This is a genomic window from Burkholderia sp. LAS2 (genome assembly GCF_018417615.1).
Classification (GTDB): domain Bacteria; phylum Pseudomonadota; class Gammaproteobacteria; order Burkholderiales; family Burkholderiaceae; genus Burkholderia; species Burkholderia sola.
Map to the genome: position 1 here is coordinate 1230120 of NZ_CP071053.1, position 25872 is coordinate 1255991.

Genomic DNA, 25872 nt, shown 5'->3' on the forward strand with positions numbered 1-25872 from the left:
TGGTCCGGTGCGGCCCGGCATCCATTCCCGAGGCATTCAAGCATGGCAAGCGCAGACAAAGAAACCCTACCCTCGACCCTCCATGCCCTCGGTGGCGTTGCACGCTCGCACCGGACCCGGCGTATCGGCATCGGCCTGCTGATCTTCGTCGTTTTGTTTGGACTGCTCGGCTTCTTCGCGGCGCCGCCGCTGATCCGCCATGTCGCCGAACAGCAGTTGAGCAAGCAGCTCGACCGGCCGGCCACGATCCAGCGCATCGCGCTGAACCCGTACACGCTCAACCTCGAAGCCGACGGCATCCATCTCGGCGAGCGCGGCGGCCAGGGCGACTTCATCGACATCGGCAAGCTCGTCGTGAGGCCGTCGTGGTCGTCGCTGTTTCGCGGCGCACCGATCGTCAACGAGATCCGGCTCGACTCGCCGCGTTTTCACGTCGTCCGCTACGACGCGCAGCGCTTCAACTTCACCGACCTGATCGAGAAGTTCTCGTCGCCGTCGCCGACACCCGATAGCAAGCCGACGCAATTCTCGGTGTCGAACATCCAGGTCAACGACGGCCGGATCGATTTCGACGATCGCCTGCTGAACGAAAAGCACGTGGTCGACAACTGGACGCTCGGCATTCCGTACATCGCGACGCTGGCCTCGAAGACGGACATCTTCGTCGAGCCGAAGCTGCGCGCGCGCTTCGACGGCAGCCCGATCTCGATCGACGGCAGGACCAAGCCGTTCGCGCAGTCGCGCGAATCGGAGATCGTGCTGAAGTTCGACCGCCTCGACGTGCCGAAGCTGATCTCGTACGTGCCGGCGAAGCTGCCGGTGGCCGTGACGAGCGGGCTGCTGAGCAGCAACCTCACGGTCAATTTCGTGATGAGCGGCGAAACGCCCGCGCTGCGCGTGTCGGGCACCGTCGACCTGAACGACGCGAAGGTGACCGACCGCGCGTCCGCGCCGCTGTTCGCCGCGCGCGGCGTGCACGTCGCGGCGGCCGGGCTGGAACCGCTGCGCAACGCGATGCACTTCGACGAGATCCGGCTCGACCAGCCGGTGGTCGACCTGTCGCGCGACAAGCAGGGCGTGCTGAACGTCGAGAAGCTCGTCGCGCAACCGGCCGCCGCGCCGAAGGTCGAAGCCGGCAAGCCGGCCGCGTCGGCCGTCGCCGTTTCCGGAGCGTCCGCGGCGTCCGGCGCGACCGTCGCCGCGGCCAGCGGCGCCAGCGGTGCGAAGGCCGAAGGCGCCGCCGCGAAGGAAACGCCGCCGCTCGACCTGACGATCCGTCACGTCGCGATCGACGGCGGCACGATCAACGTCGACGACCGCGTGCCGGCGACGCCGACCGCGCTGTCGCTGACGAAGCTCGCCGCGACGCTCGACGGCTTCACGCTGCAGGGCAAGACGCCGGCGAAATACACGCTGTCGACGTCGCTGTCGCGCGGCGGCGACGTGAACGCCGAAGGCACGTTCAATCTCGCGGTGAAGCAGGCCGACACGAAGCTGACGGTCGCCGCGCTCGCGCTGCCGGCGCTGCAGCCGTACCTCGGCGAGGCGACGCGTGCGCGCGTGCTCGACGGCACGCTCGGCGCGACCGTCAACGCGAAAACCGACTGGGGCAAGACGCCGCTCGCCGCGGAAGTCGCGGACAGCACGGTGAGCCTGAAATCGCTGAAGATCGCCGCGCCGGACAACAAGGCGCCCGCGATCGTGCTGCCCGACGCGAACGCGAAGATCGCGAAGGTCGACGTCGCCGCGCGCACCGCGGAAATCGCGAGCGTCGACGCGACTGGCCTCGCGCTCGACGTGAAGCGCCTGAAGGACGGCAAGATCGATCTCGCGGCGCTGGGCGAGCCCGCGCAGGCGGCCGTGCCGCCGCGTACGGTCGCGCGCAAGGCGCAGGCCGCCGCGCCGTCGTGGCACTACCGGATCGACGCGCTGAACGTGAAGGACGCGTCCGCGAACTTCACCGACCTGTCGACGCCGCGCCCGGTGAAGCTGGCGATCAAGCCGCTCGACCTGTCGGTGCAGAAGGTGAGCGACGACCTGACGAAGCCGCTGCCCGTGCAACTGAAGGCGACGCTGAACCGCAAGGGCTCGCTGAACGTGACGGGCGACGTGACCGCGCAGCCGCTGAAGCTCGGCCTGAAGATCAACGGCAACCGCCTCGACGCGGCCGCGTTCGAGCCGTACTTTGGCAGCGCGCTGAACGCGACGATCGCGAGCGCGCTGCTCAACGCGCAAGGCAACCTGACGTTCGCGCAGGCGAAGGACACGCCGCGCGCGACCTACCGCGGCGACGTCGCGCTGGTCGACGTGCGGATGCTCGACAAGGCGACGTCCGACCCGTTCGCCGGCTGGCGCTCGCTCGCGCTGTCGAACCTGAAGGCGAACTATGACGAGAAGGGCACCGACGTCGACGCCGCGCGCGTGACGTTCTCGAACTTCTACGGTCGCGTGCTGCTCGACGCGCAGGGCCGGCTGAACCTGAAGGACGTGGTCGCGAAGGAGACGGGTCCCGCGCAGTCGCTCACGCGCGACGCGAGCAAGGGCGAGCCGGTGCCGCTGTCGCCGGGCGTGACGCCGCCGGCCGCCGCGCAGGCCGCCTCGGCCGCAGCCGCGCAGCAGGCGTCCGTGCCGGCCGCCGCGTCGGCGACGGTGGTCGTGAAGGCCGCGCCGCAGCCGCAGAACCCGGTGCGGATGCACTTCGGCGAACTGGTGCTGCAGAACGGCCGCGTCACGTACACGGACAACTTCATCAAGCCGAACTACACGGCGAACCTCGTCGCGATCAAGGGCACGGTCGGTGCGTTCGGCACGGATTCGACGACGTCCGCGCCGGTCGACGTCGCCGCGAACCTCGCGGGCAACGGGCCGATCTCGATCAAGGGCACGGTGAACCCGCTGATCGAGAAGCCGGCGCTCGACCTCACGGCCACCGCGCACGACATCGAGTTGACCAACCTGACGCCGTATTCGGCGAAGTACGCGGGCTATCCGATCACGAAGGGCAAGCTCAACGTCGACCTGCACTACCAGCTCGCGAACGACCAACTTTCGGCGAACAACCACATCTTCATCGACCAGCTCACGTTCGGCGATCACGTCGAGAACGACACCGCGACGAAGCTGCCGGTGAAGCTCGCGATCTCGCTGCTGAAGAACACGCGCGGCCAGATCGACGTGAACCTGCCGGTGTCGGGTTCGCTGTCGAATCCGGAATTCAGCGTCGGCGGGCTGATCTGGCACGCGGTGCTGAACCTGATCGCGAAGGCGGTCACGTCGCCGTTCACGCTGCTTGCGAATGCGTTCGGCGGCGGTGGCGGCGAGGATCTCGGCTACGTCGAGTTCGCGCCGGGCTCGTATGCGCTGACCGACGCGCAGCAGAAGAAGCTCGACACCGTCGTGAAGATGCTGACCGAGAAGCCGTCGATCCGCCTCGACCTGATCGGCCGCGTCGATCCGGCGCAGGACACGCCGGGGCTGCGCGACGCGTACGTCGAGCGGCTGGTGCGCCAGCAGAAGCTGAAGGACGTGATCGGGCAGGGCGAGAGCGTCGATCCGATGTCGGTGAAGGTCGACAAGGCCGAATACTCGAAGTACCTGACGCGCGCGTACAAGGCCGCCGACTTCAAGAAGCCGCGCAACCTCGTCGGCCTGCAGAAGACGCTGCCCGATGCGGACATGAAGCAGGCGCTCGCCGATCACGCGCCGGCCGACGACAACGCGCTGCGGGCGCTCGCGCAGCAGCGCGCGCAGGCCGTGCGCCAGTATCTCGACGGCAAGATCGACTCGAGCCGCATGTTCGTCGTCGCGCCGAAGCTCGACGCGAAGGGCATCTCGGACAAGGGCGCGACGACCCGCGTCGACTTCGGGCTGCAGTAAGCGTTACCACCATCCGTGATCCGCCGCCGCGCCCGCACCCGCCGGGCGCGGCGGTTTTTTTCAGCGGCTGGCGACGGCCGGCTCGCGCTTGTCCAGCTCCTTCCTCGCGGCCAGCGGCAGACGCGCGTCGTCCCACTGCGTCAGCCATTCGACTTCCTTCGTGGTGAACACCGGTCCGTGGTTGCGCAACGCGTACTGCAGCGCGTCGACGACGTGATGGCGAATGATTTCGGGGGTACGTGCATCGTCCAGCACGAACCGGAGGGCTTCCAGGGTCGACATACTCGTGCTCCGGGTCAGGGAAAACCCTTTATGCCACGCCAATAGTCGCGGGCCAACCCGAAAAAAAATCCCGGCGCACGCGACGGCCGCGCATGGCGACCGCTTCGTGTCATTTGCGATTGGTTACGTTTGACAGAGAACAGAAAGCCCCGCTTCATCCGACCGCCGCACGATCCGGCGATATTTTGCGCGCCTGATGGCAAGTCACGTAGTTCAACATCAATCGGTGAGGTGGGGTGATGATTTCCAGGTTCATCAAGCAACGGAAAACGGCGGTGATGGTGGCGGCTGCGCTGGCGCTCGTCGGCGCGGGCGTGCATGCGGCGCAACCGGACGGCAACGGCCGCGCGAGCCGCGTCGTGAAGCACGTGCTGCTGCTCAGCATCGACGGGCTGCACGAACAGGATCTCGCGCGCTGCATCGGCGCGAATACGTGCCCGAACATCGCGGTGCTCGCGAAGAGCGGCGTGACCTACGCGAATGCGTACACGCCGGGGCTGTCGGATTCATTCCCGGGCCTCGCCGCGCTGGTGACGGGCGGCTCGCCGAAGACGGCCGGCCTGTTCTACGACGTGTCGTACGACCGCAACCTGTACGCGCCGAGCGATACGACGTGCTCGGGCAAGCAGGGCTGGAACGTCGTGTTCGACGAGACGACCGGCATCGACGCGCAGAACGGCGGTGCGCTCGTGCACCTCGACGGCGGCGGCGCGTTCAATCCGCAGGCAATCCCGCATGCGAAGGTCAACGGCCAGTGCGTGCCGGTCTATCCGCACAACTACGTGAAGACCAACACGGTGTTCGAGGCCGTGAAGGCCGGCGTGCCGAATGCGCGCACCGCGTGGGCCGACAAGCACGCGTGGGGCTACGACTGGCTGAACGGCCCGTCGGGCACCGGCGTCGACGACCTGATGCGCACCGAGATCAATTCGATCGACCCGGCGACGAACACCGCCTACACCGACGTGTATTCGCACACCGCGCGCTTCGACAACCTGCACGTGCAGGCGCTGATCAACCAGATCGGCGGCCGCGATTCGACCGGCACGAAGACCGCGCCGGTGCCGACGCTGTTCGGCGCGAACTTCCAGACGCTGAGCGTCGCGCAGAAGGCGCCGGTCGCAAAGGGCGGCGGCTATCTCGACGCCGACTTCACGCCGAACGGGCAGGTCGCGAATGCGATCACGTATGTCGACGACGCGATCGGCCACGTCGTCGCGGCGCTGAAGCAGGCGAACCTGTATACGTCGACGGCCGTGATCGTCACGTCGAAGCACGGCCAGTCGCCGAGCGATCATACGAAGCTCGTGAAGAACGGCGACACGCTGACGAAGCTGCTCGAAGCGAACGACTTCATCGACCCGAACGGCAACTTCGGCCAGAACAACACGACGACGGGCAACCTGAACGACGGATCGGGCCTGGTCGGCACGGGCTTCGTGCAGACGGACGACGTCGGGCTGATCTGGCTGCGCGACCGCGGCCAGCGCACGGCCGTCGTGCAGGCGCTGAAGGCGAATCTCGGCTGCAACGCGCCGGGGATCTGCGCGGACGGCCCGCAGGCGTACGTGCTGTACGGCGCGGCGCTGGCCGACCGCTTCGGCGATCCGGCCAACGGTCGCGCGCCGGACATCGTCGTCCAGCCGAATCCGGGCGTGATCTACACGTCGAGCACGAAGAAGGACGAGGAGCACGGCGGCAACGCGCCGGACGACAGCCACCTCGGCCTGCTCGTGTCGTATCCGGGCATTCGTCGTGCGCGCACGGTGAACGATCTCGTCGGCACGAAGCAGGTCGCGCCGACGATCCTCGCGCTGCTCGGCGCCGATCCGCGCCTGCTGCAGGCGGTCGTGGCCGAGAACACGCGCGTGCTGCCGGGGCTCGGTATCGGGCGTTGACGTTGCAGGCCGGATGCCGCCGGGGGCGGTGTCCGTCGGGCTAGGGGCGCGCGCAGCCATGCGACGGTGCGCGTCGCCTTACGCGCGCCCGGCCTCGTCCAGCATCCATTCCCTGAAGCGCCGCAACGCATCGCTCGTGTCGAGGCGCTCCGGCGCGTAGCACAGGTAGTGTCCCTGCGCGGCCACGTCGACCGGCGCGTCGAACGGCTCGACCAGCGTGCCCGCCGCGAGATTGTCGAGAATCAGGAAGCGCGGCACGAGTGCGATCCCGAGTCCGGCCTGTGCGGCCTGGATCAAGACCGAATACTGCTCGAAGCGCGGCCCCGCCAGCGCGTTCATTTGCGCCGCGCGATGACGTTCCGCCCATGTGGACCACGCGATCTCCGCCTGCTCGTGCACGAGGCGCGGCGCCGCCGCCGCGTCGGCGGGCACACGCGCGCATGCCGGTCGGCGAATTCGCGCGAGCAGACGGGCACGAAGGTCCGCCCGCCGAGATAGTCGCTTCGTACGCCCTCCCATCCACCGTCGCCGTAGCGGATCGCCGCGTCGAGCCCGAACGGAAACACGTCGCCGGGCGCGAGATGACGGCGAAAACTCAACGTGACGCCCGGCGCGGCGGCGAGAAAGCGCGTGAGGCGCGGCAACAGCCACTTCGTCGTAAACGTCGGCACGCTGGCGATCGTCAGCAGGTCGCTGTTCTCGCGGGCACTCAGCAGTTCGATCGACGCGTTGCCGATTTCGCGCAGCGGCCCGACGACGCGCGCGTGATAGACCTGACCGGCACGGGTAAGCGCGAGGCCGCGCCCCTCGCGCACGAACAGCTTCACGCCGAACAGCGCCTCGAGGTTCGCGATCTGCCGGCTGACCGCGCTTGGCGTCAGGCCCAGTTCGCGCGCCGCGTACGAGAAATTCAGGTACTTCGCGGACGTGGCGAAGGCATGCAGCTCAGCCACGTTCGGATACAGATGCTTCATCGCGAGCTGTTCCGTCCTTGCACAGGTCGATGCGGGCTTTTTACGTTTTTTTCATGACGATGCCATGTCGAAACCGCACACTGCGCCGGCTTCGACAACGCCTGCGGGCCCGGCTGGCGGGCGTTGCGCGAGGTTTTTCCCGATCGTCAGCGAGTGTCTTCATGTCTGAGTCAACCGCCCCGGCCATCGCCGACGGTATTCCGATTCGTCGTAACAAACCGGCCCGGCCGCCCGTCGGGCGCCTGCTGCTGCAGGCGCTGCTCGCGGTGTTCGGCCTCTACCTGCTGTTGCCGATCGCACTGCTGCTGATCGGCGCGGTGGGCGAATCGTGGACGAACACGTTGCTGCCCACCGGCGTCACCGGGCACTGGTTCGCCGACCTGGCCGCGAACCGGAGCTTCACGCGCGCGTTCGGCGTGAGCTTCATGGTGGCGCTCGCGTGCTGCGCGCTCAACGCGGTGATCGGCCTGCCGCTCGCGTATGCGCTCCATCATCGCGCGCAGGCCGGCGGCGGGTTGGCGCCGCGCGGCGCGATGCTGATGCCGGTCGCCGTGCCGGCGCTGACGCTCGGCTTCGGCTACATCGCGATCTTCAGCGGCGACACGTTGCCGTGGCTCGGCACGTTGCCGCTGATGATCGCCGCCCACGCGGTGCTGACGCTGCCGTATCTGCTGCAGACGCTGCTCGGCGACCTGCGCCACCTCGGCCTCGCGCGGCTCGATGCCTGCGCGGCGACGCTCGGTGCGACGCCGCTGCACCAGTTCGTCACGATCGTGCTGCCGAACCTGCGGCACAGCCTGTTCTCCGGCCTCGTGATGGTGGCCGCGCTGTCGATCGGCGAATTCCAGATTTCGAACCTGATCGCCGGCTTCCGCTACCGGAACTATCCGATCGTGCTGCTGCAGGCGTTCTACGGCGCGACGGGGATGGCGTGCGCGGCCACCGTCGTGCTGCTCGTGCTTGCCGTGCTCGCGACGCTGGTCTCCGTCGGTACCGTGCAACGTCTGAAGTGAGTCATCCATGAGCCTCGAATTCGAACACGTCAGCTTTCAGTATCCGGGCGCCCGTCATGGCGTCGACGACATCACGCTGTCGGCCGCGCAGGGCGAACTGCTCGCGGTGATGGGGCGCAGCGGGTCCGGCAAATCCACGCTGCTGCGGCTCGCGGCCGGGCTGCTCGACGGCTGGCGCGGCCGCATCGCGATCGGCGGCGACGACGTGGCCGGCGTGCCCGTGTGGCGGCGCGAAGTGGGGATGGTGTTCCAGCACTACGCGCTGTTTCCGAACCTGTCGGTCGTCGACAACGTCGCGTACGGGCTGCGGATGCGCGGCGTCGCGGCCGACGTGCGGCGCCGGCGCGCGCTGGACATGCTCGAGCGGGTCGGGTTGTCCGCGCATGCGACGCGCGGCATCGCGATGCTGTCCGGCGGACAGCAGCAACGCGTCGCGCTCGCGCGGGCGCTCGTGATCGAACCGAAGCTGCTGCTGCTCGACGAGCCGCTGGCGGCGCTCGATGCCGGCATCCGTCATCAGTTGCGCGACGAGATCCGTGCACTGCAGCGCGCCTGCGGCGCGACGACGTTGTTCGTCACGCACGACCAGGACGAAGCGTTGAGCATGGCCGACCGCGTCGCGATCGTCGACGGCGGCCGCGTGCTGCAGGCCGGCACGCCGCGCGACCTGTACGAGCGCCCGGCGACCGCGCAGGTCGCGCGCTTCGTCGGGCATTCGACGCTGCTGCGCGGCCGTGTGCTCGCGCACGGCACCGTCGACGTGCGTTTCGCGACGCTGCGCGCGGAAACGGGCGAGCACCGGCCGGGCGCGGAGATCGAGGTGCTGGTGCGACCCGAACACGTGCAGGCCGATCCGCCGGGGCACAGCGCGAACCGCATCGACGGCCGTCGCGGGGACGTGCGCTATTTCGGCGCGACGCAGCGCTACGACTTCATTCCGGACGGCTCGGCCGACGTGCTGCTGTGCGAAGGGCGCGAGCCCGCCGCGCGCAGCATCGCGATCGACCCTTGCCATCTGCTCGTGCTGCCGGCGTCGCCGGCCGCGCAATGACCTCTTTCGTTCAACGGAGATTCACGATGCTTGCAGGCTCCCTTTTTGTGAAGGCCATGCGCGCCCGCGTGCTGGCGCTGTGCGCGCTCGCGGCGCTTTCCTGCGCGGCGGCGCAGGCCGCGCCGCTGTATCCGGGCGAAGACGCGCTGTACGCGAAGGCGGCCGACGAAGGGCTCGTCGTGTCGTTCGACACCGGCCCCGAATGGGCGAACTGGAAGGCGCTGTTCGCCGAATTCCGCAAGCGCTACCCGAAGGTCGAGATCACGTACAACGACATCGGCTCGGCCGCGACCGTCGTCGCGCTCGACAAGTCGCGCCGCCGTCCGCAGGCCGATACAGCGTACTACTTCGCGGCGTCGGCGCTCGATGCCGCCGGCAAGGACGTCGTCGCGCCGTTCCGGCCGGTCAACTTCGACAAGCTGCCGGGCGTGTTCCGCGCGCCCGACGCCCGCTGGTTCGCCGTGCATTCGCTGAACATCGCGTTCCTCGTCAACCGGAAGCTCGTCAAGAACGTACCGCAGCGCTGGTCCGACCTGCTGAAGCCCGAGTACCGCAACGCGGTGGTCTATCTCGACCCGCGCTCGACCGGGCAGGGCCAGGTCGCGGTGTTCGCGGCCGCGTATGCGAACGGCGGCAGCGTCGAGAACCCGAAGCCGGGCGCCGACTTCTTCGGCAAGCTGAAGCAGGCCGGCAACGTGCTGCGCGTGGAGGGCACGACGCCGTACGCGAAGTTCGTGAAGGGCGAGATTCCGATCCTGATCGGCTACGAGAACGACGGCCTCAAGGCGAAGTACGCGGACGGCATGGGCGACGCGGCCGACGTCGTGATTCCGCAGGACGGCAGCGTGTCGGCGCCGTATGCGATGAGTCTCGTGAAGAACGGCCCGAATCCGTCCGCCGCGCAGCTCTGGCTCAACCTCGTGATGAGCGACGTCGGCCAGGCGCTGTTCGCGCAAGGCTATGTGCGTCCGGCGGTGCCGGGCACGCCGGTCGCGGCGGACGTGGCGGCGAAGCTGCCGAACGCGCCGCAGGTGCGCCCGCTCGATGTCGCGAAGGCGGCGGCGCGCAAGGCCGAGGTCGACCAGTTCTGGTCGCAGGCCACGCTCGGCCAGTAAGGGGCGCGGGATGCAGGCTTCCTTACCCGAGCGCGGCGTGCTGCGCCGTTTCGGCGCGCTGCCCGCGGCCGCATTGCTCGCGGTGTGCTTCGTGCTGCCGCTGGCCGCGCTCGTCGATGCGGCATGCGCGGGCGGCGGCCGCGCGTTCGCGGCGGTGTGGCGCGATCCGCTCGTCGCCGATGCGATCGCGCGCTCGCTGGCGCTGGCGGTGGGCGCCGGCACGCTGTCGGTCGCCGTCGGCGTGCCGGTCGCGTTCGCGCTCGCCGGACAGTCGCCGGCCCGTCGCCACTGGTCGCTCGCGCTGCTCGGCGTGCCGCTGGCGTTTTCCGGGCTGGTGATCGCGTACGGGTTCATCCTCGCATTCGGCCGCGCGGGCTTCGTGACCACGCTGCTGGCCGCGCTGGGCGCCGATCCGACCGTGGTCGGCGGCGCGATCTACACGATGCCGGGGCTCGCGGTCGCCTATGCGTACTACCTGATCCCGCGCGTCGCGCTGATGATCTACCCGACGCTCGCGAATCTCGACCGGCGGCCGCTCGAGGCGGCGCTGACGCTCGGCGCGCGGCCGTGGCGCGCATGGCTCGACGTCGCGTGGCGCGAGCTGTGGCCGTCGGTCGCGTCCGCGTGGTGCCTCGTGACTGCGATCGCGCTCGGCACGTACGGCACGGCGCTCGCGCTGGCCGGCACGCAGATCAACATCCTGCCGCTGCTGATGTATTTGAAGCTGTCGGACGGGCAAACCGATTTCTCGCAGGCGGCCGTGCTGTCGATCGTGCTGACGGCCATCTGTACCTGCGTTCTTGCACTGGGGGAAGGCCTTGTTCGGCAACGGCGTCATTGAAAGCGTGTGGTCCGAACCGGCGCGCGACGCGCTCGCGCGACTCGCGCAACGGCAACGCGGCACGCACCGGCACCGGATGCCGGTCGGCGTGATCGGCCCGCGCGACGCGACGGATGAACAGATGCGCGTCGCGGAACGGATCGCGCACGCGGTGGCGGCGACGGGCGTCGCGCTCGTCGGCGGCGGCAAGCAGGGCGTGATGGAGGCCGCCGCGCGCGGTGCGCACGCGGCCGGCGGCTGCGCGATCGGGCTGTTGCCGGAAGACGACGCCGCGCTGGCGAATCCGTACCTGAGCGTCGCGCTGCCGACCGGGCTCGGCATCACGCGCAATGCGCTGGTTGCACGTGCGTCGGTGTGCCTGATCGCGGTCGGCGGCGGGCTCGGCACGCTGTCCGAAATCGCGCTCGGGTTGCAGTGGGGCAAGCCGGTGTTCACGATTTGCGGTGCGCCGCAGGTCGCGGGCGTCGAGTGCTTCGACGAAGCAGATCGGCTCGTCGCGCGCGTCGCGCAGTGGCTGGCCGATTCGGCGTAGCGAGGCGGATCGGCACGGGGTTTCGCGCGACGAGCGTCGTGGCCGGGCTTGAAACGGGGCGCGCAACCCGCCATATTGGCCGGGTGTCACCCGTTCAACGACGTACCGAGAGGATCGTTCATGCGCCTTTTGCTTGCTCTGCTGCTCCCGTGGTTCCAGTTCTTCACGATCGGCCGCCCGATCGCCGGGATCATCTGCCTGCTCCTGCAACTCACGATCATCGGCTGGCTGCCGGCCGCGATCTGGTCGGTGTATGCGCTGAGCCAGTACAAGACCGATCGCAAGATCGAAGCGGCGTTGCGCGGGCGGGGGTAGACGCGCAGTGCGCGGTGGGGTGATTCAGCCGCGTGGTTCGTATTTCGGTAGAAATCTATATATTTCGTTCACATCGGCGATGTGATTTGTATGGATTTCTGCCTAAATGGCGGATTCATGCGTTGTTCGGCTTGATGCATCCGGCTGAAGCCGCAGCCATCCACGACAAAACGGCCGCCCGGTCCATCGTTCGACCCGGGCGGCCGCTCCGCCTACTTCACCGCAAACAGCGTCAGGTTCATGAAGATCTTGAACGCATAGCCGAGCGTGACGGCGCCGATCACGCCGCCCGCCCACAGAACGACGAACCACATCCAGCCGCGCATCCGCGGCCGCGGCGCGCCGGGCTGGCCGGCGGTGGAATCAGTGGTGGTAGTAATGCTGGTCTTCATGGCGCACCTTGCCTCGGAATACCCAATAGCCCATCGTCGTGTAGGCGATGATGATCGGGAGGATAACCGCTGCGCCGACCAGCGTGAAGGTCTGGCTCGAACGCGGCGCCGCCGCTTCCCAGATCGTCATCGTCTGCGGAATCGCATACGGGAACAGCGTGACGAGCAGGCCGACGTAGCCGAGCAGCACCAGCGCCAGCGCGAGCACGAACGGCGTCATGTCGTGCCGGTCGCGCACCGCGCGCCGCATCCACGCCGCGCACGCGGCCACCAGGAACGGCACCGGCAGCAGGCGCCAGAACAACCCCGAATCGAACCAGCGCTGCGCGATGGCCGGATCCTGCAGCGGCGTCCACAGGCTGATCACCGCGATGAAGCCGAGCAGCACGACGGTCAGCGGCCACACGACGCGATGCAGGCGGCGCTGCAGGTCACCTTCGGTCTTCGCGACGAGCCAGCAGCAGCCGAGCAGCGCGTAGGTCGCGATCAGGCCGAGGCCCGTCAGCAGGCTGAACGGCGTGAGCCAGTCGAACGCGCCGCCGGCGTACACGCCGTCCTTCACGTCGATGCCCTGCAGGAACGCGCCGAGCGCGATCCCCTGGAACAGCGTCGCGCCGGCCGAGCCGCCGATGAACGCGAGATCCCACAGCTGCTTCGTGCGCCGCGCCTTCGCGCGGATCTCGAACGACACGCCGCGGAAGATCAGGCACACCAGCATGAAGATCAGCGGCAGGTACAGCGCCGACAGCACGGTCGAATAGACGACCGGGAACACCGCGAACAGCCCGGCGCCGCCGAGCACGAGCCACGTCTCGTTGCCGTCCCACACGGGCGCGACCGTGTTCATCATCAGGTCGCGTTCCTGCTCGTCCGGGAAGAACGGGAAGACGATGCCGATGCCGAGGTCGAAGCCGTCGAGCACGACGTACATGAAGAGCCCCAATGCGATGATCGCGGCCCAGATTACGGTGACGTCCATAGGTTTTCTCGTTTGCGAATGGGGTGGGCTCAGACGGTCTCGATCAGCTCGTCGACGGCCGACATCGGGCGGCGCGCGGTGTGATCGGGGCGCGTATCGGGTTTGTCGTCGTGCTTGACGTCGGGCAGCGCGGGGCCGGCCTTCATCAGCTTCAGCATGTAGTACACGCCGGTGCCGAACACGAGGAAGTACACGATCACGAACGTCATCATCGACAGGCTGACCTGCTGCACCGACAGCGGCGACACGGCCTGCGCGGTGCGCATCACGCCATACACGACCCACGGCTGGCGGCCGGCTTCGGTCGTCACCCAGCCCGCGAGCAGCGACACGAAACCGGTCGGGCCCATCACGAGCGCGAAGCGCTGGAACCACTTCGATTCATACAGGCGGCCGCGGCGGCGCAGCAGCCAGGCGAGCGCGGCGAGGCCGATCATCGCGAAGCCGAGGCCGACCATGATCCGGAAGCTCCAGAACACGACCGTCGAATTCGGCCGGTCTTCCGGCGGGAAGGCCTTCAGCCCGCGGATCTCGCCGTCCCAGCTGTGCGTGAGGATCAGGCTGCCGAGGTGCGGCACCTTCACCGCGTAGCGGGTCGTTTCCGCCTTCATGTCCGGAATGCCGAACAGGTTGAGCGCGGTGCCGCCCTTTTCGGTTTCCCACAGCCCTTCGATCGCGGCGATCTTCGCGGGCTGGTGCTTCAGCGTGTTGATGCCGTGCTGGTCGCCGATCACGGCCTGCAGCGGCGCGAGCACCAGCAGCAGCCACAGCGCCATCGAGAACATCTTCTTCACGCCCTTGTCGCGGCGGCCCTTCAGCAGGTGCCACGCGCCCGTCGCGGCCACCACCAGCGCGGCGACGATGAACGCGGCGATCGCCATGTGGAACAGGCGGTACGGGAACGACGGGTTGAAGATGATCGCGAACCAGTCGGTCGGCACGACGCGGCCGTCGACGATCTCGAAGCCCTGCGGCGTCTGCATCCAGCTGTTCGACGCGAGGATCCAGAACGTCGAGATCAGCGTGCCGATCGCGACCATCAGCGTCGCGCCGAAGTGCGCGCGCGGGCTCACGCGGTTCCAGCCGAACAGCATGATGCCGAGGAAGCCGGCTTCGAGGAAGAACGCGGTCATGACCTCGTACATCAGCAGCGGGCCGGTGACGGCGCCGGCGAAGCTCGAGAAGCCCGACCAGTTGGTGCCGAACTGATAGCTCATCACGACGCCGGACACGACGCCCATCCCGAACGCGACCGCGAAGATCTTCGACCAGAACAGGCAGAGGGTTTTGTAGTACTGCTTGCCGGTCTTCAGCCAGCGATATTCGAGCACGGCGATGAAGCTGGCGAGGCCGATGCTCAGCGCAGGGAAGACGATGTGAAAGGAGACGGTGAACGCGAATTGCAGGCGGGCCAGATCGAGGGCCGAAAGTGCGGTGTCCATACCAGATGACCGAGGCTGACGATACCCGCCGGCGGGTGCCGGCGGCCCCCGGCGGACGGGCGTCGGGGTTGGCTGGAGTATGGGCTGCGATGTTGCACCGCGAAATGCGCCAACTCGTCGCAGATGTCCAGCCCGTCGTGCGTTGTTTCGCGATAAATCGTTGATTCGTATCAAGAAGGCCGTTCGCGGCGCATGCGGCCGCGGCGTGGCGGCCTGCCGCACGTGCGGCAATATGGCGCGTCGCGTCATCGGAACGACGTCGCGCGTGCGGCATCGCGGTGCGCGGCGACGGCCGGCAGGCGCCGCGCGAATTGCGTACACTCTCAGTCTCGTTTCGGCAGGGCCGGGCGCATCGGTTCCGGCTCGCGTTTACTCAGGGCACAGCGATGATCGATTTACGCAGCGATACCGTGACACGTCCGAGCCAGGCGATGCTGGCCGCCATGACCGCCGCCGAAACCGGCGACGACGTCTGGGGTGACGACCCGACCGTCCTGCGCCTGCAGGCGGTGACGGCCGAGCGGGCCGGCAAGGAAGCCGGCCTGTTCTTCCCGAGCGGCACGCAGAGCAACCTCGCCGCGCTGATGTCGCATTGCGAGCGCGGCGACGAGTACATCGTCGGCCAGCTCGCGCACACCTACAAGTACGAAGGCGGCGGCGCGGCCGTGCTCGGCAGCATTCAGCCGCAACCGATCGAGAACGCGCCGGACGGCACGCTGCCGCTCGCGAAGATCGCCGCGGCGATCAAGCCGCTCGACAATCACTTTGCCCGCACGCGCCTGCTCGCGCTCGAAAACACGATCGGCGGCCAGGTGTTGCCGGAAGGCTATGTGCAGGAAGCCGTCGCGTTCGCGCGCAGCCGCGGGCTCTCCACGCACCTCGACGGCGCGCGCGTGTGCAACGCGGCCGTCGCGTCGGGGCGCCCGATCGCCGAGCTGTGTGCGCCGTTCGACACCGTGTCGATCTGCTTCTCGAAAGGGCTCGGTGCGCCGGTCGGCTCGGTGCTGGTCGGCAGCCGTGCGCTGGTCGAGCGCGCGCAGCGCTGGCGCAAGGTGCTGGGCGGCGGGATGCGGCAGTCGGGCATTCTCGCGGCGGCGTGCCTGTATGCGCTCGATCACAACGTCGAGCGGCTCGCGGACGATCACGCGAATGCCGCGCATCTCGCGGCCGGCCTCGCCCGCATCGATTCGGTGAAGGTGCTGTCGCATGCGACGAACATGGTGTTCGCGCAATTCCCCGAAGCCGATTGCGCGCCGCTCGAGGCGTGGCTGAAGGAACGCGGGATCCTCACGCAGATGCTGTATGCGTCGCGCTTCGTCACGCATTGCGACGTGTCGCGCGCGGATATCGACACCTTTATCGGCGCGGTCGGCGCGTATTTCGCGCAGCGTCGCGCATAACGCGTTACGCGGAATGCGCCGGCCGGCGACGGGCCGGCGCGGCGTGGCATCACGCAAGACGCAGAGGAGTGACGCGCGCGGCGCGTTGCCGGCGACCCTGCCGTGCCGGCGGATTACGCTTGCCGCGGCATGTCGGCGGGCGGTGTGCCGTCGTGAAACAGCGATTTCAGTTGCGTGCGCAGTTCGGCGCTGTCGGTGTGCTGGTGCACCGAGACCGCATGCTGAACGGCGGCCTCCAGCAGTTCGTTGTCGGAGTCGGCGGAGATTGCGACCGAGCAATGCGTCGCGCTGGGAAACTCGCGGCAATCGATATAGCGGCGGGACATGATGTTCTCCTCACATGAAAGGGAACGGCCGGACCTGGATGAGCGGCCGCGCGGCGCGTTCGCGAGGCCGATGGGAAAAGTATAGGCGGCGCGGCCGACTTTCTCGTCGCCGTGCGTACCGCGCCGGCAGCGTCGCTCACCCGCGCGCCCGCCGGCGCATTACGGCAACGGCGCGAGCAGCCTGCGCGCTGCTTCGACCACCCGCGCGGACAGCGACGCCATCGTCGGCGACTGCACGGTCCACGCGTGCCAGTACAGCGTGACGTCGGTCGGATGCGCGGGCGCGAGATCGACGAGCCCCTGCGCATCGAGCGGCGCGGCGCCGATCAGCGGCTCCGGCACCATCGCGTAGCCGAGCCCGTGCCGCACCGCCGCGAAGTGCGAATGCGTGCCCGGCACGTAGTGGCACGGGTACGCGCCTTCGGGCAAGCCGAACTTCTCCTTCAGGAATGACGATTGGAGCGTGTCGCGCCGCGAATACGCGACGACGGGCGCGTGGCGCGCGCTCGTGCGGTTCAGCCCGCGCGGAAACCAGCGCACCGCGAACGCGGCGGCCGCGAGCAGCCGGTAGCGCATCGTGCCGAGCGGCGTCGCGATGCAGCCGCGCATCGGCTTCGGCTCGGTCGTCACGCAGCCGACCGCCATCCCGCTTTCGAGCAGCGCGAACGTGTGATCCTGATCCTCGACGATCAGTTCGAACAGGATCCGCTCGCCCGCGAGCACCGACGTCAGCGCCGGCAGGAACCATGTGCCGAGGCTGTCGGAGTTGAGTGCGATCGTCACGGAGATCGGCGATTCGCGGTCGGCCGCGAGCGTGCTTTGCAGGTCGGCCTGCAGCAGCGCGACGCGGCGCAGGTGCTGCAGCACGCGCTGCCCGGCCACCGTCGGGCGGCATGGCCGCGTGCGCAGCACGAGCGGCGTGCCGAGGCTCGCTTCCAGCGCGCGGACCCGCTGCGTGACGGCGGACGCGGTCACGTGCAGGCGCACGGCCGCCTGCTCGAAGCTGCCGGTGTCGGCGACGGCCAGCAGCGCGGCGGCCTGCTTCGGATCGATCGTCATCGACATGTATTAGACAAGAGAAGGTCGGACATGAGATCCCGGCTTGGCGTCGCCAGCCACGTCTCGACATATGAGAAGCCCCGCACTGGGCGGGGCTAGTTGACAGTGGTTAGTCAGAATCGCTGGTCTCAAGGTCGGGAGTGTCTCCCGCAAACGCGAGAATACGACTGCGTTCTGTTTCACGGGCCAAGGCAATATTGCTGAGTTTCAGTTGCTCGCTGATTTCTGCGTAGGCCGCTGCCCGTGGGCCGAAGCTTTCTTTCGGGGCTTCGGCGGCAAAGAGAACATCACCCACTAGAGTCTGATCGCGCCGCAGTTTCCTGATTTTTCCAATCCAATCCCAACCATGGTCGTACAGCCGCGTTGGATCGTCATGGGCCAAGAAAATTGGCTTAATAGCTCTTACGGCATCGCCGGCAGCGTTGACGCGAACGAAGGGCAGGCGTGCCTTGTAGGTATCGTCCTTGCCTAAGGTGCGTTCCCGGTAGAGGCCCGTCAGATCTGCCGCTCGGAGGATTTGGTGAATCCTCTTCTCAACGAATCGCTCTTGATACGCTTTCGTCGCAAACGATCTACCGACATAGTGATCGAAAAGTTCTTCGAGCTTTTCGCTGGGAGGCCCATCTGTCATCACTACCCGGTCACCTTGAGCAATCACCAACCCTTCTCGCGGTTTTACGAGTTCCCGGAACGCGAAGTTTGCGAAGTCCGCACTCGGCCCCATGCTTGCTTCCGCAAATGCTCGCTCGATCGATTGTGCAATGCGGACCAACTCGGTCGCGTACACCTTTCGTGCCTTACGAAAAATGTTTGCATCGAGCTCTTCAAAGAATGCGGTGATCCGAGATACGCGCTCAATCAGCTTGTATCCGACGTACTTGGCCGTCGGACTCATCAGAACGATGCCGATGTTTGCGAATTCGCCAGTCTCTGGGTACGGCATGAAGCGCACGATGGTGTATCTGCAAGCATGTTTCATCGGCGACTCCAGAAGTCAGGCAGGTACTCCGTCAGGATTGAACGTGCGTCATCTTGGCTGAAATTGAGGGGAAGATCGTCGTCAAGCCACCACCAAGAATCGGGCATTCTATCGCAAATGCCCTCCAGTTTGCCGAGGGCGGCATGAAGCCGATCTTCATAGTGTTGGCGCTCGATCAAGTCCTCAAAGACATGATCCCACGATTCGGCGAACGCATGTGACGAAAAGAAGGTGTCGCAATCGAAGTCCGTATCAAACGCCTGATTGAAGTCAATGACGACAAGTTCCTTGCGTGTCGGGTCCCAAAGCAGGTTGGGATTGCCTCCGAGATCTGTGAGTATGCGGTCCTGATTCCTCACCCAGTAGTCGAAGATGAGGACGTCGCTCCGCACAACTAGCGGGACTTCTTGTATGTTCAGCCAAGTAAATTCCATTACGCTTTCGGCCCGTCGGGAGAGGAACACGTAGCCGGCGCCCAGGTCGGCTAGCTCAGGAGCTCCAAACTGGACGATCGCGTCGTCCACCTCGCCGACAGCGAAGGGCGCGATCGGGAGGCCGAATTCACGTGCGAGTGAGCTTCCGAGCCATTCGGATACCAAGCTCTTGCGGCCAGCAGCCCGGCCCTTTGCGTAATAAAGCGCACCATCGTCGCCTCGACACAGGAATGGTTCGGTGATCCCTTGAGGCGTTCTTCCGAGGACCTCCATCACTTGGATCACGTGATCGTTAATCATTGTTTCGGACCAGTATGGGCGGGCTCAGCGGCGGCGCTCGTAATGGTCTCCGGTGCGAGCGTTCTTGTACTTGCCTCCCTTATGGGATGACCCGTGACCACCGGCATAGTGCCCACCCCGTGCAAGGCTGATCGTAGGGGCTGCCAAAGCGATGCAGAGCAGGATTGCAGCGATTCTTTTCATATTATGGTCTCTCTCAGTATGTGTCTCTTTGCACCGACAGTCCTGGCGCGGCTAAAGCGCAACCACGCGATTATAGCTAGGGCTCGTGGTGTATGTCCCCCGGGCTAGAGTGAGAGCTGTCCGTCACAGATCGCGTGTACTCGTCATCGATATATCTACAGAATCGTCGTGCAAGTACGGTTTGAATTCGCTATTCGCTCATCATCCGCGGTACACGTTTTGATCTACGCTTTAAAGACGCGCGGTACGGGCGATACGGCCATGGCGTGCCCTTTTCCTGGCAGCCGGGGTCAACCGACAACGGAGCACCGAGCCATGATCTTCCGGCAACTTTTCGACCCGCAATCGTCGACGTACACGTATCTGCTCGCCGACGCCGCATCGCGCGAAGCGCTGCTGATCGATCCCGTGTTCGAGCAGGTGCGCCGCGACGCTGCGCTGCTCGACGAACTCGGGCTGCGGCTCGTCGCGACCGTCGACACGCACGTGCATGCCGATCACGTGACGGGCGCGTGGCTGCTGAAGCAGCGCACGGGCAGCGCGATCGCGATCTCGGCCGCGAGCGGCGCGCAAGGGGCCGACCGCTACCTGAACGACGGCGAGCGCTGCGCGTTCGGCGCGCGCTACCTGACGGTGCGCGCGACGCCCGGCCACACGAGCGGCTGCGTCAGCCTCGTGCTCGACGACGAATCGATGGCGTTCACCGGCGATTGCCTGCTGATCCGCGGCACCGGCCGCACCGACTTCCAGCAGGGCGACCCGCGCGCGCTGTATCGCGCGGTGCACGGCCGGCTCTTCACGCTGCCGGCCACGTGCCTGTTGTATCCCGCGCACGACTATCGCGGGCTCACGGTGACGAGCGTCGGCGAGGAGCGGCGCTTCAACCCGCGCCTCGGCGGCGATCTCAGCGAAGACGATTTCGCCGGCTACATGCGCAACCTCGGGCTCGCGCATCCGCGCCAGATCGACGTCGCGGTGCCGGCGAACCTGCAATGCGGCGTCGCCGCGAACGCGCCCGATGCGCAGGCGGCCGCCGACTGGGCGCCGCTCGTCTACACGTTCGCCGGCTTCTGGGAAATCGATCCGCAATGGCTCGAGGATCATCTGCCGGCCGTGCAGGTCGTCGACGTGCGCGAACCGGACGAGTTCGCGGGCCCGCTCGGCCATCTGCCGGGCGCGACGCCGATCCCGCTCGGCGAACTGGCCGCGCGCACCGGCGAAGTCGCGCGCGACCGTCCGGTCGTGACCGTGTGCCGGGCCGGCGGCCGTTCCGCGCAGGCGACGGTGATCCTGAAGAAGGCCGGCTTCGACGCGGTCGCGAATCTCGGCGGCGGGATGCTGCGCTGGCGCGCCGAAGGGCGCGTCGTGATGGACGGTCGCTCGTAGCGGCCCAGGCGGTCCGTCGAAAAAAATATCGGGCCGATGTCGAAACGGCCGGGCGCCGAGCGTCGTCAAGGTATCCGATCATGCGGCGCCGCCTGACGCGGCGCCGAAACCCCAGGAGCCTCCACGATGATGCCGACGCTTTACGCCCATCCGTTTTCGTCCTACTGCCAGAAAGTGCTGACCGCGCTGTACGAGAACGGCACGCCGTTCGAGTATCGCGTGCTCGCGCACGACGATCCGAAGCCGATGCAGGAACTGACCAGGCTGTGGCCGTTGAAGCGCTTCCCGGTGCTCGTCGATGCGGGCCGCACGGTGATCGAGGCGTCGATCATCATCGAGTATCTCGGCCTGAACCATCCGGGCCCCATGCGCCTGCTGCCCGACGATCCGCACGCCGCGCTCGAGGTGCGGACGATGGACCGCTTCTTCGACAACTACGTGGCGACGCCGCAGCAGAAGGTCGTGTTCGATGCGCTGCGGCCGGAAGCCGAGCGCGATGCGCGCGGGGTGGCCGACGCGCGCGCGATGCTCGACACGTCGTATGCGTGGCTCGACAAGACGATGGCCGATCGCGAATGGGCGGCCGGCGACCGTTTCAGCCTCGCCGATTGCGGCGCGGCGCCGTTCCTGTTCTATGCGGACTGGACGCACCGGATCGATCCGGCGTTCGCGAACGTGATCGCGTACCGCAAGCGTCTGCTCGGGCGGCCGTCGTTTGCGCGCGCGGTCGAGGAGGCGCGGCCGTATCGTTCGTTCTTTCCGCTCGGCGCGCCCGATCGCGACTGACGGGCGCGGCCGTCGCACGGCGTGCCGCGGCCGCGCATGGCCGGCAGCGCGCGCCGGGGCGACGGAACGACAGCAGCAGCGGCAGCATCGCGCGTCTGCCCGTCACATCGTGCGCGTGGCCGACTGCGCGAGCGTCAGCAGTTCGTCGAACTGCGTGATCAACTCGAAGCACAGCAGGAACGCGAGCGTATAGGCCGGCGCGGGGAAGCGCCGGATCATCTCCAGCACCTGCGGGGCGAAGCGCGCGCGGATCGCGTCGCGCGTCAGCAGCCATGCGATCGCGATGCCGATCGCGGCGCCCGCGATCAGGTCGGTCGGATAGTGAAAGCCGAGATACGCGCGCGGCAGGCAGATGAACACGACCGAATACAGCAGCGCGACGATGCCGACGCGGCGCGCGATGATGAAGATGCCGGTTGCGATCGCCATCCACAGCATCGCGTGATCGCTCGGAAACGAACTCCAGGTCTGCAGCGTCGCCGCGCGCAACCCGGCCGACGGGAAGTGCAGGTGCAGGTCGGGGTTGTAGATCGGCCGCACGCGGAACGGCAGCACTTGCGCGAGCACGCGGCCGACGGCGAGCGCGATGAGCCCGCTCGCGATAGTGGCGACGACCAGCTCGCGTTGCCGCTCGCGGTTCGGGCCCGGCTGGAACCACAGCCAGCACAGCACCGGAACGAGCACGAAGCCCTTGAACGTGTAGAGGCCCGCGATCACGCGGATCGCGTGATTCATCAACGGACCGAACGTCATGTGAGTGAGGAAGACCTGGATCGTCGTGTCGAAATTGTTCATGTCCTGTGCGACCCGGGCGAACGCGCAGCGCATGACAGGCGGCCGGCTGGATCGGAAAGCGCGCTCGCACGGAGCGCAACGGGGGGCAAGTATGTCACCCGTTATTTCGAAGAAAATGCGAAAAAATACCGGGATTCCCCTGATAAAACGGGGTTCGGTGGAGGGGCCGGATGGGAGCGCGCCGGGTGGTGCGGCAGGGACGAATCGTCCGACGTTTGCGTGCGCGCGTGCACGGACGCCGGAAAAATATTTGGGTGAACTGGACAATTCGGTCAGTCGGCGCGGACCTTGCGCCGGATGAACGATTGCGGCGTTACAGCCGCGCGAATCTGCCGGGCGGCGCAGCGTCATGCGCGCGCCGATCAAAAATTAAAAAAAAGCGGGCAAGCCCCGTGGGCCTGCCCGCCGATGTTACGCGATGCCCGACTTCAGTTGCGCCACACCCGCACGGCGAGCGCGGCCAGCGACGTCACGACGGCCAGCGCGGTCACCGCGTTCCAGCCCAGTTGCGCGAGCAACAAACTGCCGATCGCGGCGCCGGCCGCCATCCCGATGAACATGCCGACGAACAGCACCGCATTGAGGCGGCTGCGCGACGCGGGATCGATCCGGTAGACGATCGACTGGTGCGCGATCAGCGTGGCCTGCACGCCGAGATCGAAGCCGATCGTCGCGACCGCGAGCAGCACGAGCTGCGCATGCGGCGACATCAGCGGCGCGGCGGCCATCGACGCGAACGACACCGTTGCGATGCCGATCCCGATCCGCGTCACGCGCTCGGGGCCGTGATGGTCGGCCAGGCGCCCGGCGATCGGCGCGGCCAGCGCGCCGGCGGCGCCCGCGAGGCCGAAGGCGCCGGCGGCCGCGCTACCGAGGTGGAACGGCGCGCCGTGCAGCATCACCGCGAGGGTCGACCAGAACGCGCTGAACCCGACGGCCAGCAGCCCCTGCGCGAGGGCGGCGCGGCGCAGTGCCGAATGCTCGCGCCACAGCGCGCCGAGCGAGCCGATCAGCGCGCGATACGGCAGCCGCGTGGTCGGCTCGAAGCGCGGCAACCCGCGTGCGGCCACGGCGCCGATCGCGGCGACGCTGGCGGCGGCGAGCGCGAACATCGCGCGCCAGCCGGCCGTCTCGGCGACGAATCCGGCCACGACGCGCGACAGCAGGATGCCGAGCAGCAACCCGGTCATCACCGTGCCGACGATGCGGCCGCGATGCATGTCGTGCGCGAGCGTCGCGGCGGCCGGCACGACGTCCTGCGCCATCGTCGCGGCGAGGCCGATCGCGAAGCTCGCCGCGAGCAGCAGCCCGAGCGACGGCGCGACGGCGGCCAGCAGCAACGCGGTGACCAGCGCCGCGGCCTTGATCACGATCACGCGGCGCCGGTCGAAGCGGTCGCCGAGCGGCGCGAGCAGCAGGATGCCGAGCGCATAGCCGAGCTGCGTGAGCGTCGGCACGAAGCCGATCGCCCGCGCCGACGCGCCGAGATCGGGCGCGAGCGCGCCGAGCATCGGCTGCGCGTAGTAGAGCGGGGCGACGCCGAGGCCGGCGGCGGCCGCGAGCAGCAGCACGAGCCGGCGATCGGGCATCGAATGAGCGGCCGGACGGGCCGGAGCGTGCGCCGTGCGGGGCGCGGCGTCGAGACGGGTCGGGGTGGACATCGCGTACATCCTGGGTTGAAGAATGGGATGGACGCGAGTGTGGCGGTACGCGGCCGGCGACGGTAGTGCCGCCTGGCGCAGATTTGTTATACGCTCCACGAATGACCGAAAAATCCTCTCCCTCTCCCGCTGCTGGCGGGTCTCGGCGCATTCAGGCGGTGCCGGTGGACGGCGCTGGCTATCGTTTCGAGCTGATGGAAACCTTCGTGCGCATAGTCGAGGCCGGCAGCCTGTCGGCGGCCGCCGTGCAGTTGCACACGACGCAGCCGACCATCAGCCGGCGGCTGCAGGCGCTGGAAAATTCGCTCGGCATGCGGCTGCTGCAGCGCACGACCCATACGATGCGGCTGACCGTCGACGGCGAGCGGTGCTTCAAGCAGGCGAAGGAGCTGCTGGCGAGCTGGGCGGCGTTCGAGGCCGATTTGCGCGGCGCGCAGGAGGAGCCGGACGGGCTGCTGCGCGTCGCGGTGCCGCACGCGTTCGGCCAGCAGCGTTTCGTTGCGCCGCTCGCGCAGTTCCTGCGCGACTACCCGCGCGTGTCGGTCGAGTGGCTGCTGCAGGACGAGGTGCGCGATTTCGTCGGCAGCGGCATCGATTGCGCGATCCAGGTCGGCGAACCGACCGATCCGGGCGTGGTCGCGATCCGGCTGACGAAGGTGCCGCGCTTCGTGGTCGCCGCGCCGTCCGTGCTGAGCGGCGCCGACGTGCCGGCCGATCCGGACGCGCTCGCCGCGCTGCCGTGGCTCGCGTTGCGCACGTACTACCGCACCGAACTCGCGCTGACGCATGCGACCACCGGCGACACGCGACGCATTCCGATCCGCCCGCGCATCACGACCGCGAACTTGTATGCGTTGCGCAGCGCGGCGCTGCTGGGCGTCGGCGCGTGCGTCGGATCGTCGTGGATGCTGGCCGACGATCTCGCGCGCGGCGATCTCGTGCACCTCGCGCCCGAATGGCAGGCCGCGGCGCTGCCCGTCTACCTGACTTATCCGCATGCGCAGTTCTATCCGTCGCGGCTCGTGCGGTTCGCCGCGATGATGCGGGAGGCGGTGCCGGCGCTCGTCGAAGGGCGCGACGGCTGAAGCGGGCGGCGCGGTGGCGGCGGCTCGCCGTCAGCCGCGCCGGATCCCTTCGGGCAGCGCGCTGATGCGGCGCACTTCGGGCGAATCGAGCCACGCGCGCGACGTCGCGCAGTCGACGAACATGTCGGTCGCGTCCTCGCCCCAGAACAGGTCGCCGTCGAGCGCGAAGGTCGGCACGCCGAACACGTTCTCGGCGATCGCGCGATCCGTGTTCGCGCGCAGCGCGTCCTTGACCGGCTGAGCCTCGACGGCCGTCACGCCTTCCGGAAAGCCGACCGCTTCGCACAGCGCGGCGAAGCCTGCGGGCGTCGACACGTCCTGGCCGTCGCGCCAGATATGCCGGAAGATCCGCCGGATCGCGTCGCGCGAGCTGCCCATCGCGATCGCGAGACGCAGCGGCTTGATCGGGTTGAACGGGTGCGCGGGCGGCATCCGGAACGCAATGCCCAGCTTATCCGCCCGGTATTGCGCATGCCGATAGGTGAACACGCGCTTGGCCGCGATTTCCGCCGGCGCTTTCTGGCCCCAGTGCGCGAGCAGCGCGCCGAGCACGATCGGCCGCGGCTCGAACGCGGCGGCGGGCGGCAACCGGTCGAACTGTTCCTGCTGCAGATAGGCGAACGGCGAAACGAAATCGAAATACCAGCTGGCGGTGCGCGCGGCGTTCATCGCGGGGGTCTCCTCGGGCGGGTCCGGTGGTCGGTTGCACGCATGGTGCGTCGCCTGAGAACGGCGCGCTGCGCGCATCGGCGGCCAGTGTCGCATGCG

Annotated in this window: 23 protein-coding genes and 1 pseudogene; 12 read left to right on the plus strand and 12 right to left on the minus strand. The window is 67.8% G+C overall.

The window, feature by feature from the left end; genetic code table 11:
* Positions 1 to 42 precede the first annotated feature (42 nt).
* Positions 43 to 3876 (plus strand): DUF748 domain-containing protein, encoded by a 3834-nt coding sequence (locus tag JYG37_RS25940; protein ID WP_050012199.1) that lies wholly within the window; start codon positions 43 to 45, stop codon positions 3874 to 3876.
* Positions 3877 to 3936: 60 nt separating this feature from the next.
* On the opposite strand, the gene JYG37_RS25945 is transcribed toward JYG37_RS25940, so the two are convergent.
* On the minus strand, positions 3937 to 4158 hold the full coding sequence (locus tag JYG37_RS25945; protein WP_050012198.1) for a hypothetical protein: 222 nt from the start codon (positions 4156 to 4158) through the stop codon (positions 3937 to 3939).
* Between the two features lie 239 nt (positions 4159 to 4397).
* Between JYG37_RS25945 and JYG37_RS25950 the strand changes: the two genes are divergently transcribed.
* A complete protein-coding gene (locus tag JYG37_RS25950; protein WP_089489869.1) occupies positions 4398 to 6056 on the plus strand; it encodes an alkaline phosphatase family protein in 1659 nt (552 codons plus the stop codon).
* A 78-nt stretch (positions 6057 to 6134) separates the two neighbouring features.
* Here JYG37_RS25950 and JYG37_RS25955 read toward each other — a convergent pair.
* Positions 6135 to 7030, minus strand: a pseudogene (locus JYG37_RS25955) (LysR substrate-binding domain-containing protein).
* Positions 7031 to 7191: 161 nt separating this feature from the next.
* On the opposite strand from JYG37_RS25955, the gene JYG37_RS25960 reads away from it, so the two are divergent.
* The 6 genes from JYG37_RS25960 to JYG37_RS25985 all read left to right on the plus strand — a co-directional run bounded on the left by JYG37_RS25960 (position 7192) and on the right by JYG37_RS25985 (position 11897).
* The gene (locus tag JYG37_RS25960) at positions 7192 to 8043 is read left to right on the plus strand and encodes an ABC transporter permease (protein WP_213346170.1); all 852 of its coding nucleotides are present in this window, start codon (positions 7192 to 7194) and stop codon (positions 8041 to 8043) included.
* Between the two features lie 7 nt (positions 8044 to 8050).
* The gene (locus tag JYG37_RS25965) at positions 8051 to 9094 is read left to right on the plus strand and encodes an ABC transporter ATP-binding protein (protein ID WP_050012195.1); all 1044 of its coding nucleotides are present in this window, start codon (positions 8051 to 8053) and stop codon (positions 9092 to 9094) included.
* A 56-nt stretch (positions 9095 to 9150) separates the two neighbouring features.
* Positions 9151 to 10209 (plus strand): extracellular solute-binding protein, encoded by a 1059-nt coding sequence (locus JYG37_RS25970; protein ID WP_063278322.1) that lies wholly within the window; start codon positions 9151 to 9153, stop codon positions 10207 to 10209.
* Positions 10210 to 10219: 10 nt separating this feature from the next.
* Complete coding sequence (locus JYG37_RS25975) at positions 10220 to 11050, plus strand: ABC transporter permease (protein WP_050012193.1); 831 nt, start codon at positions 10220 to 10222, stop codon at positions 11048 to 11050.
* A gap of 76 nt (positions 11051 to 11126) precedes the next feature.
* Positions 11127 to 11582: a TIGR00725 family protein gene (locus JYG37_RS25980; RefSeq protein ID WP_089490019.1), complete on the plus strand. Its 456-nt coding sequence runs from the start codon at positions 11127 to 11129 to the stop codon at positions 11580 to 11582.
* 120 nt (positions 11583 to 11702) lie between these two features.
* Entirely contained in the window at positions 11703 to 11897 is a 195-nt protein-coding gene (locus JYG37_RS25985) for a YqaE/Pmp3 family membrane protein (protein ID WP_034206306.1), read from the plus strand.
* A 212-nt stretch (positions 11898 to 12109) separates the two neighbouring features.
* Here the strand turns inward: JYG37_RS25985 and JYG37_RS25990 are convergent, their stop codons facing one another.
* The 3 genes from JYG37_RS25990 to JYG37_RS26000 are packed head-to-tail and all read right to left on the minus strand — an operon-like array spanning position 12110 to position 14710.
* Positions 12110 to 12289: a hypothetical protein gene (locus JYG37_RS25990; RefSeq protein ID WP_050012191.1), complete on the minus strand. Its 180-nt coding sequence runs from the start codon at positions 12287 to 12289 to the stop codon at positions 12110 to 12112.
* Complete coding sequence (cydB, locus tag JYG37_RS25995) at positions 12261 to 13268, minus strand: cytochrome d ubiquinol oxidase subunit II (protein ID WP_050012190.1); 1008 nt, start codon at positions 13266 to 13268, stop codon at positions 12261 to 12263. Before cydB ends, JYG37_RS25990 begins: the two co-directional genes overlap by 29 nt.
* Positions 13269 to 13297: 29 nt before the next feature.
* Entirely contained in the window at positions 13298 to 14710 is a 1413-nt protein-coding gene (locus JYG37_RS26000) for a cytochrome ubiquinol oxidase subunit I (protein ID WP_089489867.1), read from the minus strand.
* Between the two features lie 386 nt (positions 14711 to 15096).
* On the opposite strand from JYG37_RS26000, the gene ltaE reads away from it, so the two are divergent.
* On the plus strand, positions 15097 to 16110 hold the full coding sequence (ltaE, locus tag JYG37_RS26005) for a low-specificity L-threonine aldolase (RefSeq protein WP_050012188.1): 1014 nt from the start codon (positions 15097 to 15099) through the stop codon (positions 16108 to 16110).
* 113 nt (positions 16111 to 16223) lie between these two features.
* On the opposite strand, the gene JYG37_RS26010 is transcribed toward ltaE, so the two are convergent.
* The 4 genes from JYG37_RS26010 to JYG37_RS26025 all read right to left on the minus strand — a co-directional run bounded on the left by JYG37_RS26010 (position 16224) and on the right by JYG37_RS26025 (position 19208).
* A complete protein-coding gene (locus JYG37_RS26010; protein ID WP_034205979.1) occupies positions 16224 to 16436 on the minus strand; it encodes a DUF1059 domain-containing protein in 213 nt (70 codons plus the stop codon).
* Positions 16437 to 16595: 159 nt separating this feature from the next.
* Positions 16596 to 17501: an HTH-type transcriptional regulator ArgP gene (locus JYG37_RS26015; RefSeq protein WP_050012187.1), complete on the minus strand. Its 906-nt coding sequence runs from the start codon at positions 17499 to 17501 to the stop codon at positions 16596 to 16598.
* Between the two features lie 103 nt (positions 17502 to 17604).
* A complete protein-coding gene (locus JYG37_RS26020; RefSeq protein ID WP_124638912.1) occupies positions 17605 to 18474 on the minus strand; it encodes a DUF3037 domain-containing protein in 870 nt (289 codons plus the stop codon).
* A complete protein-coding gene (locus JYG37_RS26025; RefSeq protein ID WP_124638911.1) occupies positions 18471 to 19208 on the minus strand; it encodes a HipA family kinase in 738 nt (245 codons plus the stop codon). The genes JYG37_RS26020 and JYG37_RS26025 overlap by 4 nt, the downstream gene beginning before the upstream one ends.
* 498 nt (positions 19209 to 19706) lie before the next feature.
* Here JYG37_RS26025 and JYG37_RS26030 point away from each other — a divergent pair, with 498 nt between their 5' ends.
* Together JYG37_RS26030 and JYG37_RS26035 are read left to right on the plus strand one after the other, a co-directional pair.
* Complete coding sequence (locus JYG37_RS26030; protein ID WP_050012186.1) at positions 19707 to 20777, plus strand: rhodanese-like domain-containing protein; 1071 nt, start codon at positions 19707 to 19709, stop codon at positions 20775 to 20777.
* Positions 20778 to 20903: 126 nt separating this feature from the next.
* Positions 20904 to 21563, plus strand: coding sequence for a glutathione S-transferase family protein (locus tag JYG37_RS26035; protein WP_050012185.1), 660 nt, complete (start codon positions 20904 to 20906; stop codon positions 21561 to 21563).
* A 102-nt stretch (positions 21564 to 21665) separates the two neighbouring features.
* Here the strand turns inward: JYG37_RS26035 and JYG37_RS26040 are convergent, their stop codons facing one another.
* Together JYG37_RS26040 and JYG37_RS26045 are read right to left on the minus strand one after the other, a co-directional pair.
* Positions 21666 to 22358 (minus strand): phosphatase PAP2 family protein, encoded by a 693-nt coding sequence (locus JYG37_RS26040; RefSeq protein WP_089490018.1) that lies wholly within the window; start codon positions 22356 to 22358, stop codon positions 21666 to 21668.
* A 428-nt stretch (positions 22359 to 22786) separates the two neighbouring features.
* Positions 22787 to 24019, minus strand: a complete 1233-nt coding sequence (locus JYG37_RS26045) for an MFS transporter (protein ID WP_176016286.1) — start codon at positions 24017 to 24019, stop codon at positions 22787 to 22789.
* 101 nt (positions 24020 to 24120) lie between these two features.
* Between JYG37_RS26045 and JYG37_RS26050 the strand changes: the two genes are divergently transcribed.
* Positions 24121 to 25104, plus strand: coding sequence for a LysR family transcriptional regulator (locus tag JYG37_RS26050; protein WP_080334160.1), 984 nt, complete (start codon positions 24121 to 24123; stop codon positions 25102 to 25104).
* Positions 25105 to 25134: 30 nt separating this feature from the next.
* On the opposite strand, the gene JYG37_RS26055 is transcribed toward JYG37_RS26050, so the two are convergent.
* Positions 25135 to 25773 carry a 2-hydroxychromene-2-carboxylate isomerase gene (locus JYG37_RS26055; protein WP_089489866.1) on the minus strand — a complete coding sequence of 213 codons (639 nt, stop codon included), beginning with the start codon at positions 25771 to 25773 and terminating at the stop codon, positions 25135 to 25137.
* Between the last annotated feature and the right edge of the window lie 99 nt (positions 25774 to 25872).

Coding starts and splice junctions, on each gene's coding strand:
- JYG37_RS25940 (WP_050012199.1), top strand. CDS start 43: ATGGCAAGCGCAGACAAAGAAACCCTACCCTCGACCCTCCATGCCCTC.
- JYG37_RS25945 (WP_050012198.1), bottom strand. CDS start 4,158: ATGTCGACCCTGGAAGCCCTCCGGTTCGTGCTGGACGATGCACGTACC.
- JYG37_RS25950 (WP_089489869.1), top strand. CDS start 4,398: ATGATTTCCAGGTTCATCAAGCAACGGAAAACGGCGGTGATGGTGGCG.
- JYG37_RS25960 (WP_213346170.1), top strand. CDS start 7,192: ATGTCTGAGTCAACCGCCCCGGCCATCGCCGACGGTATTCCGATTCGT.
- JYG37_RS25965 (WP_050012195.1), top strand. CDS start 8,051: ATGAGCCTCGAATTCGAACACGTCAGCTTTCAGTATCCGGGCGCCCGT.
- JYG37_RS25970 (WP_063278322.1), top strand. CDS start 9,151: ATGCGCGCCCGCGTGCTGGCGCTGTGCGCGCTCGCGGCGCTTTCCTGC.
- JYG37_RS25975 (WP_050012193.1), top strand. CDS start 10,220: ATGCAGGCTTCCTTACCCGAGCGCGGCGTGCTGCGCCGTTTCGGCGCG.
- JYG37_RS25980 (WP_089490019.1), top strand. CDS start 11,127: ATGCCGGTCGGCGTGATCGGCCCGCGCGACGCGACGGATGAACAGATG.
- JYG37_RS25985 (WP_034206306.1), top strand. CDS start 11,703: ATGCGCCTTTTGCTTGCTCTGCTGCTCCCGTGGTTCCAGTTCTTCACG.
- JYG37_RS25990 (WP_050012191.1), bottom strand. CDS start 12,289: ATGAAGACCAGCATTACTACCACCACTGATTCCACCGCCGGCCAGCCC.
- cydB (WP_050012190.1), bottom strand. CDS start 13,268: ATGGACGTCACCGTAATCTGGGCCGCGATCATCGCATTGGGGCTCTTC.
- JYG37_RS26000 (WP_089489867.1), bottom strand. CDS start 14,710: ATGGACACCGCACTTTCGGCCCTCGATCTGGCCCGCCTGCAATTCGCG.
- ltaE (WP_050012188.1), top strand. CDS start 15,097: ATGATCGATTTACGCAGCGATACCGTGACACGTCCGAGCCAGGCGATG.
- JYG37_RS26010 (WP_034205979.1), bottom strand. CDS start 16,436: ATGTCCCGCCGCTATATCGATTGCCGCGAGTTTCCCAGCGCGACGCAT.
- JYG37_RS26015 (WP_050012187.1), bottom strand. CDS start 17,501: ATGTCGATGACGATCGATCCGAAGCAGGCCGCCGCGCTGCTGGCCGTC.
- JYG37_RS26020 (WP_124638912.1), bottom strand. CDS start 18,474: ATGAAACATGCTTGCAGATACACCATCGTGCGCTTCATGCCGTACCCA.
- JYG37_RS26025 (WP_124638911.1), bottom strand. CDS start 19,208: ATGATTAACGATCACGTGATCCAAGTGATGGAGGTCCTCGGAAGAACG.
- JYG37_RS26030 (WP_050012186.1), top strand. CDS start 19,707: ATGATCTTCCGGCAACTTTTCGACCCGCAATCGTCGACGTACACGTAT.
- JYG37_RS26035 (WP_050012185.1), top strand. CDS start 20,904: ATGATGCCGACGCTTTACGCCCATCCGTTTTCGTCCTACTGCCAGAAA.
- JYG37_RS26040 (WP_089490018.1), bottom strand. CDS start 22,358: ATGAACAATTTCGACACGACGATCCAGGTCTTCCTCACTCACATGACG.
- JYG37_RS26045 (WP_176016286.1), bottom strand. CDS start 24,019: ATGTCCACCCCGACCCGTCTCGACGCCGCGCCCCGCACGGCGCACGCT.
- JYG37_RS26050 (WP_080334160.1), top strand. CDS start 24,121: ATGACCGAAAAATCCTCTCCCTCTCCCGCTGCTGGCGGGTCTCGGCGC.
- JYG37_RS26055 (WP_089489866.1), bottom strand. CDS start 25,773: ATGAACGCCGCGCGCACCGCCAGCTGGTATTTCGATTTCGTTTCGCCG.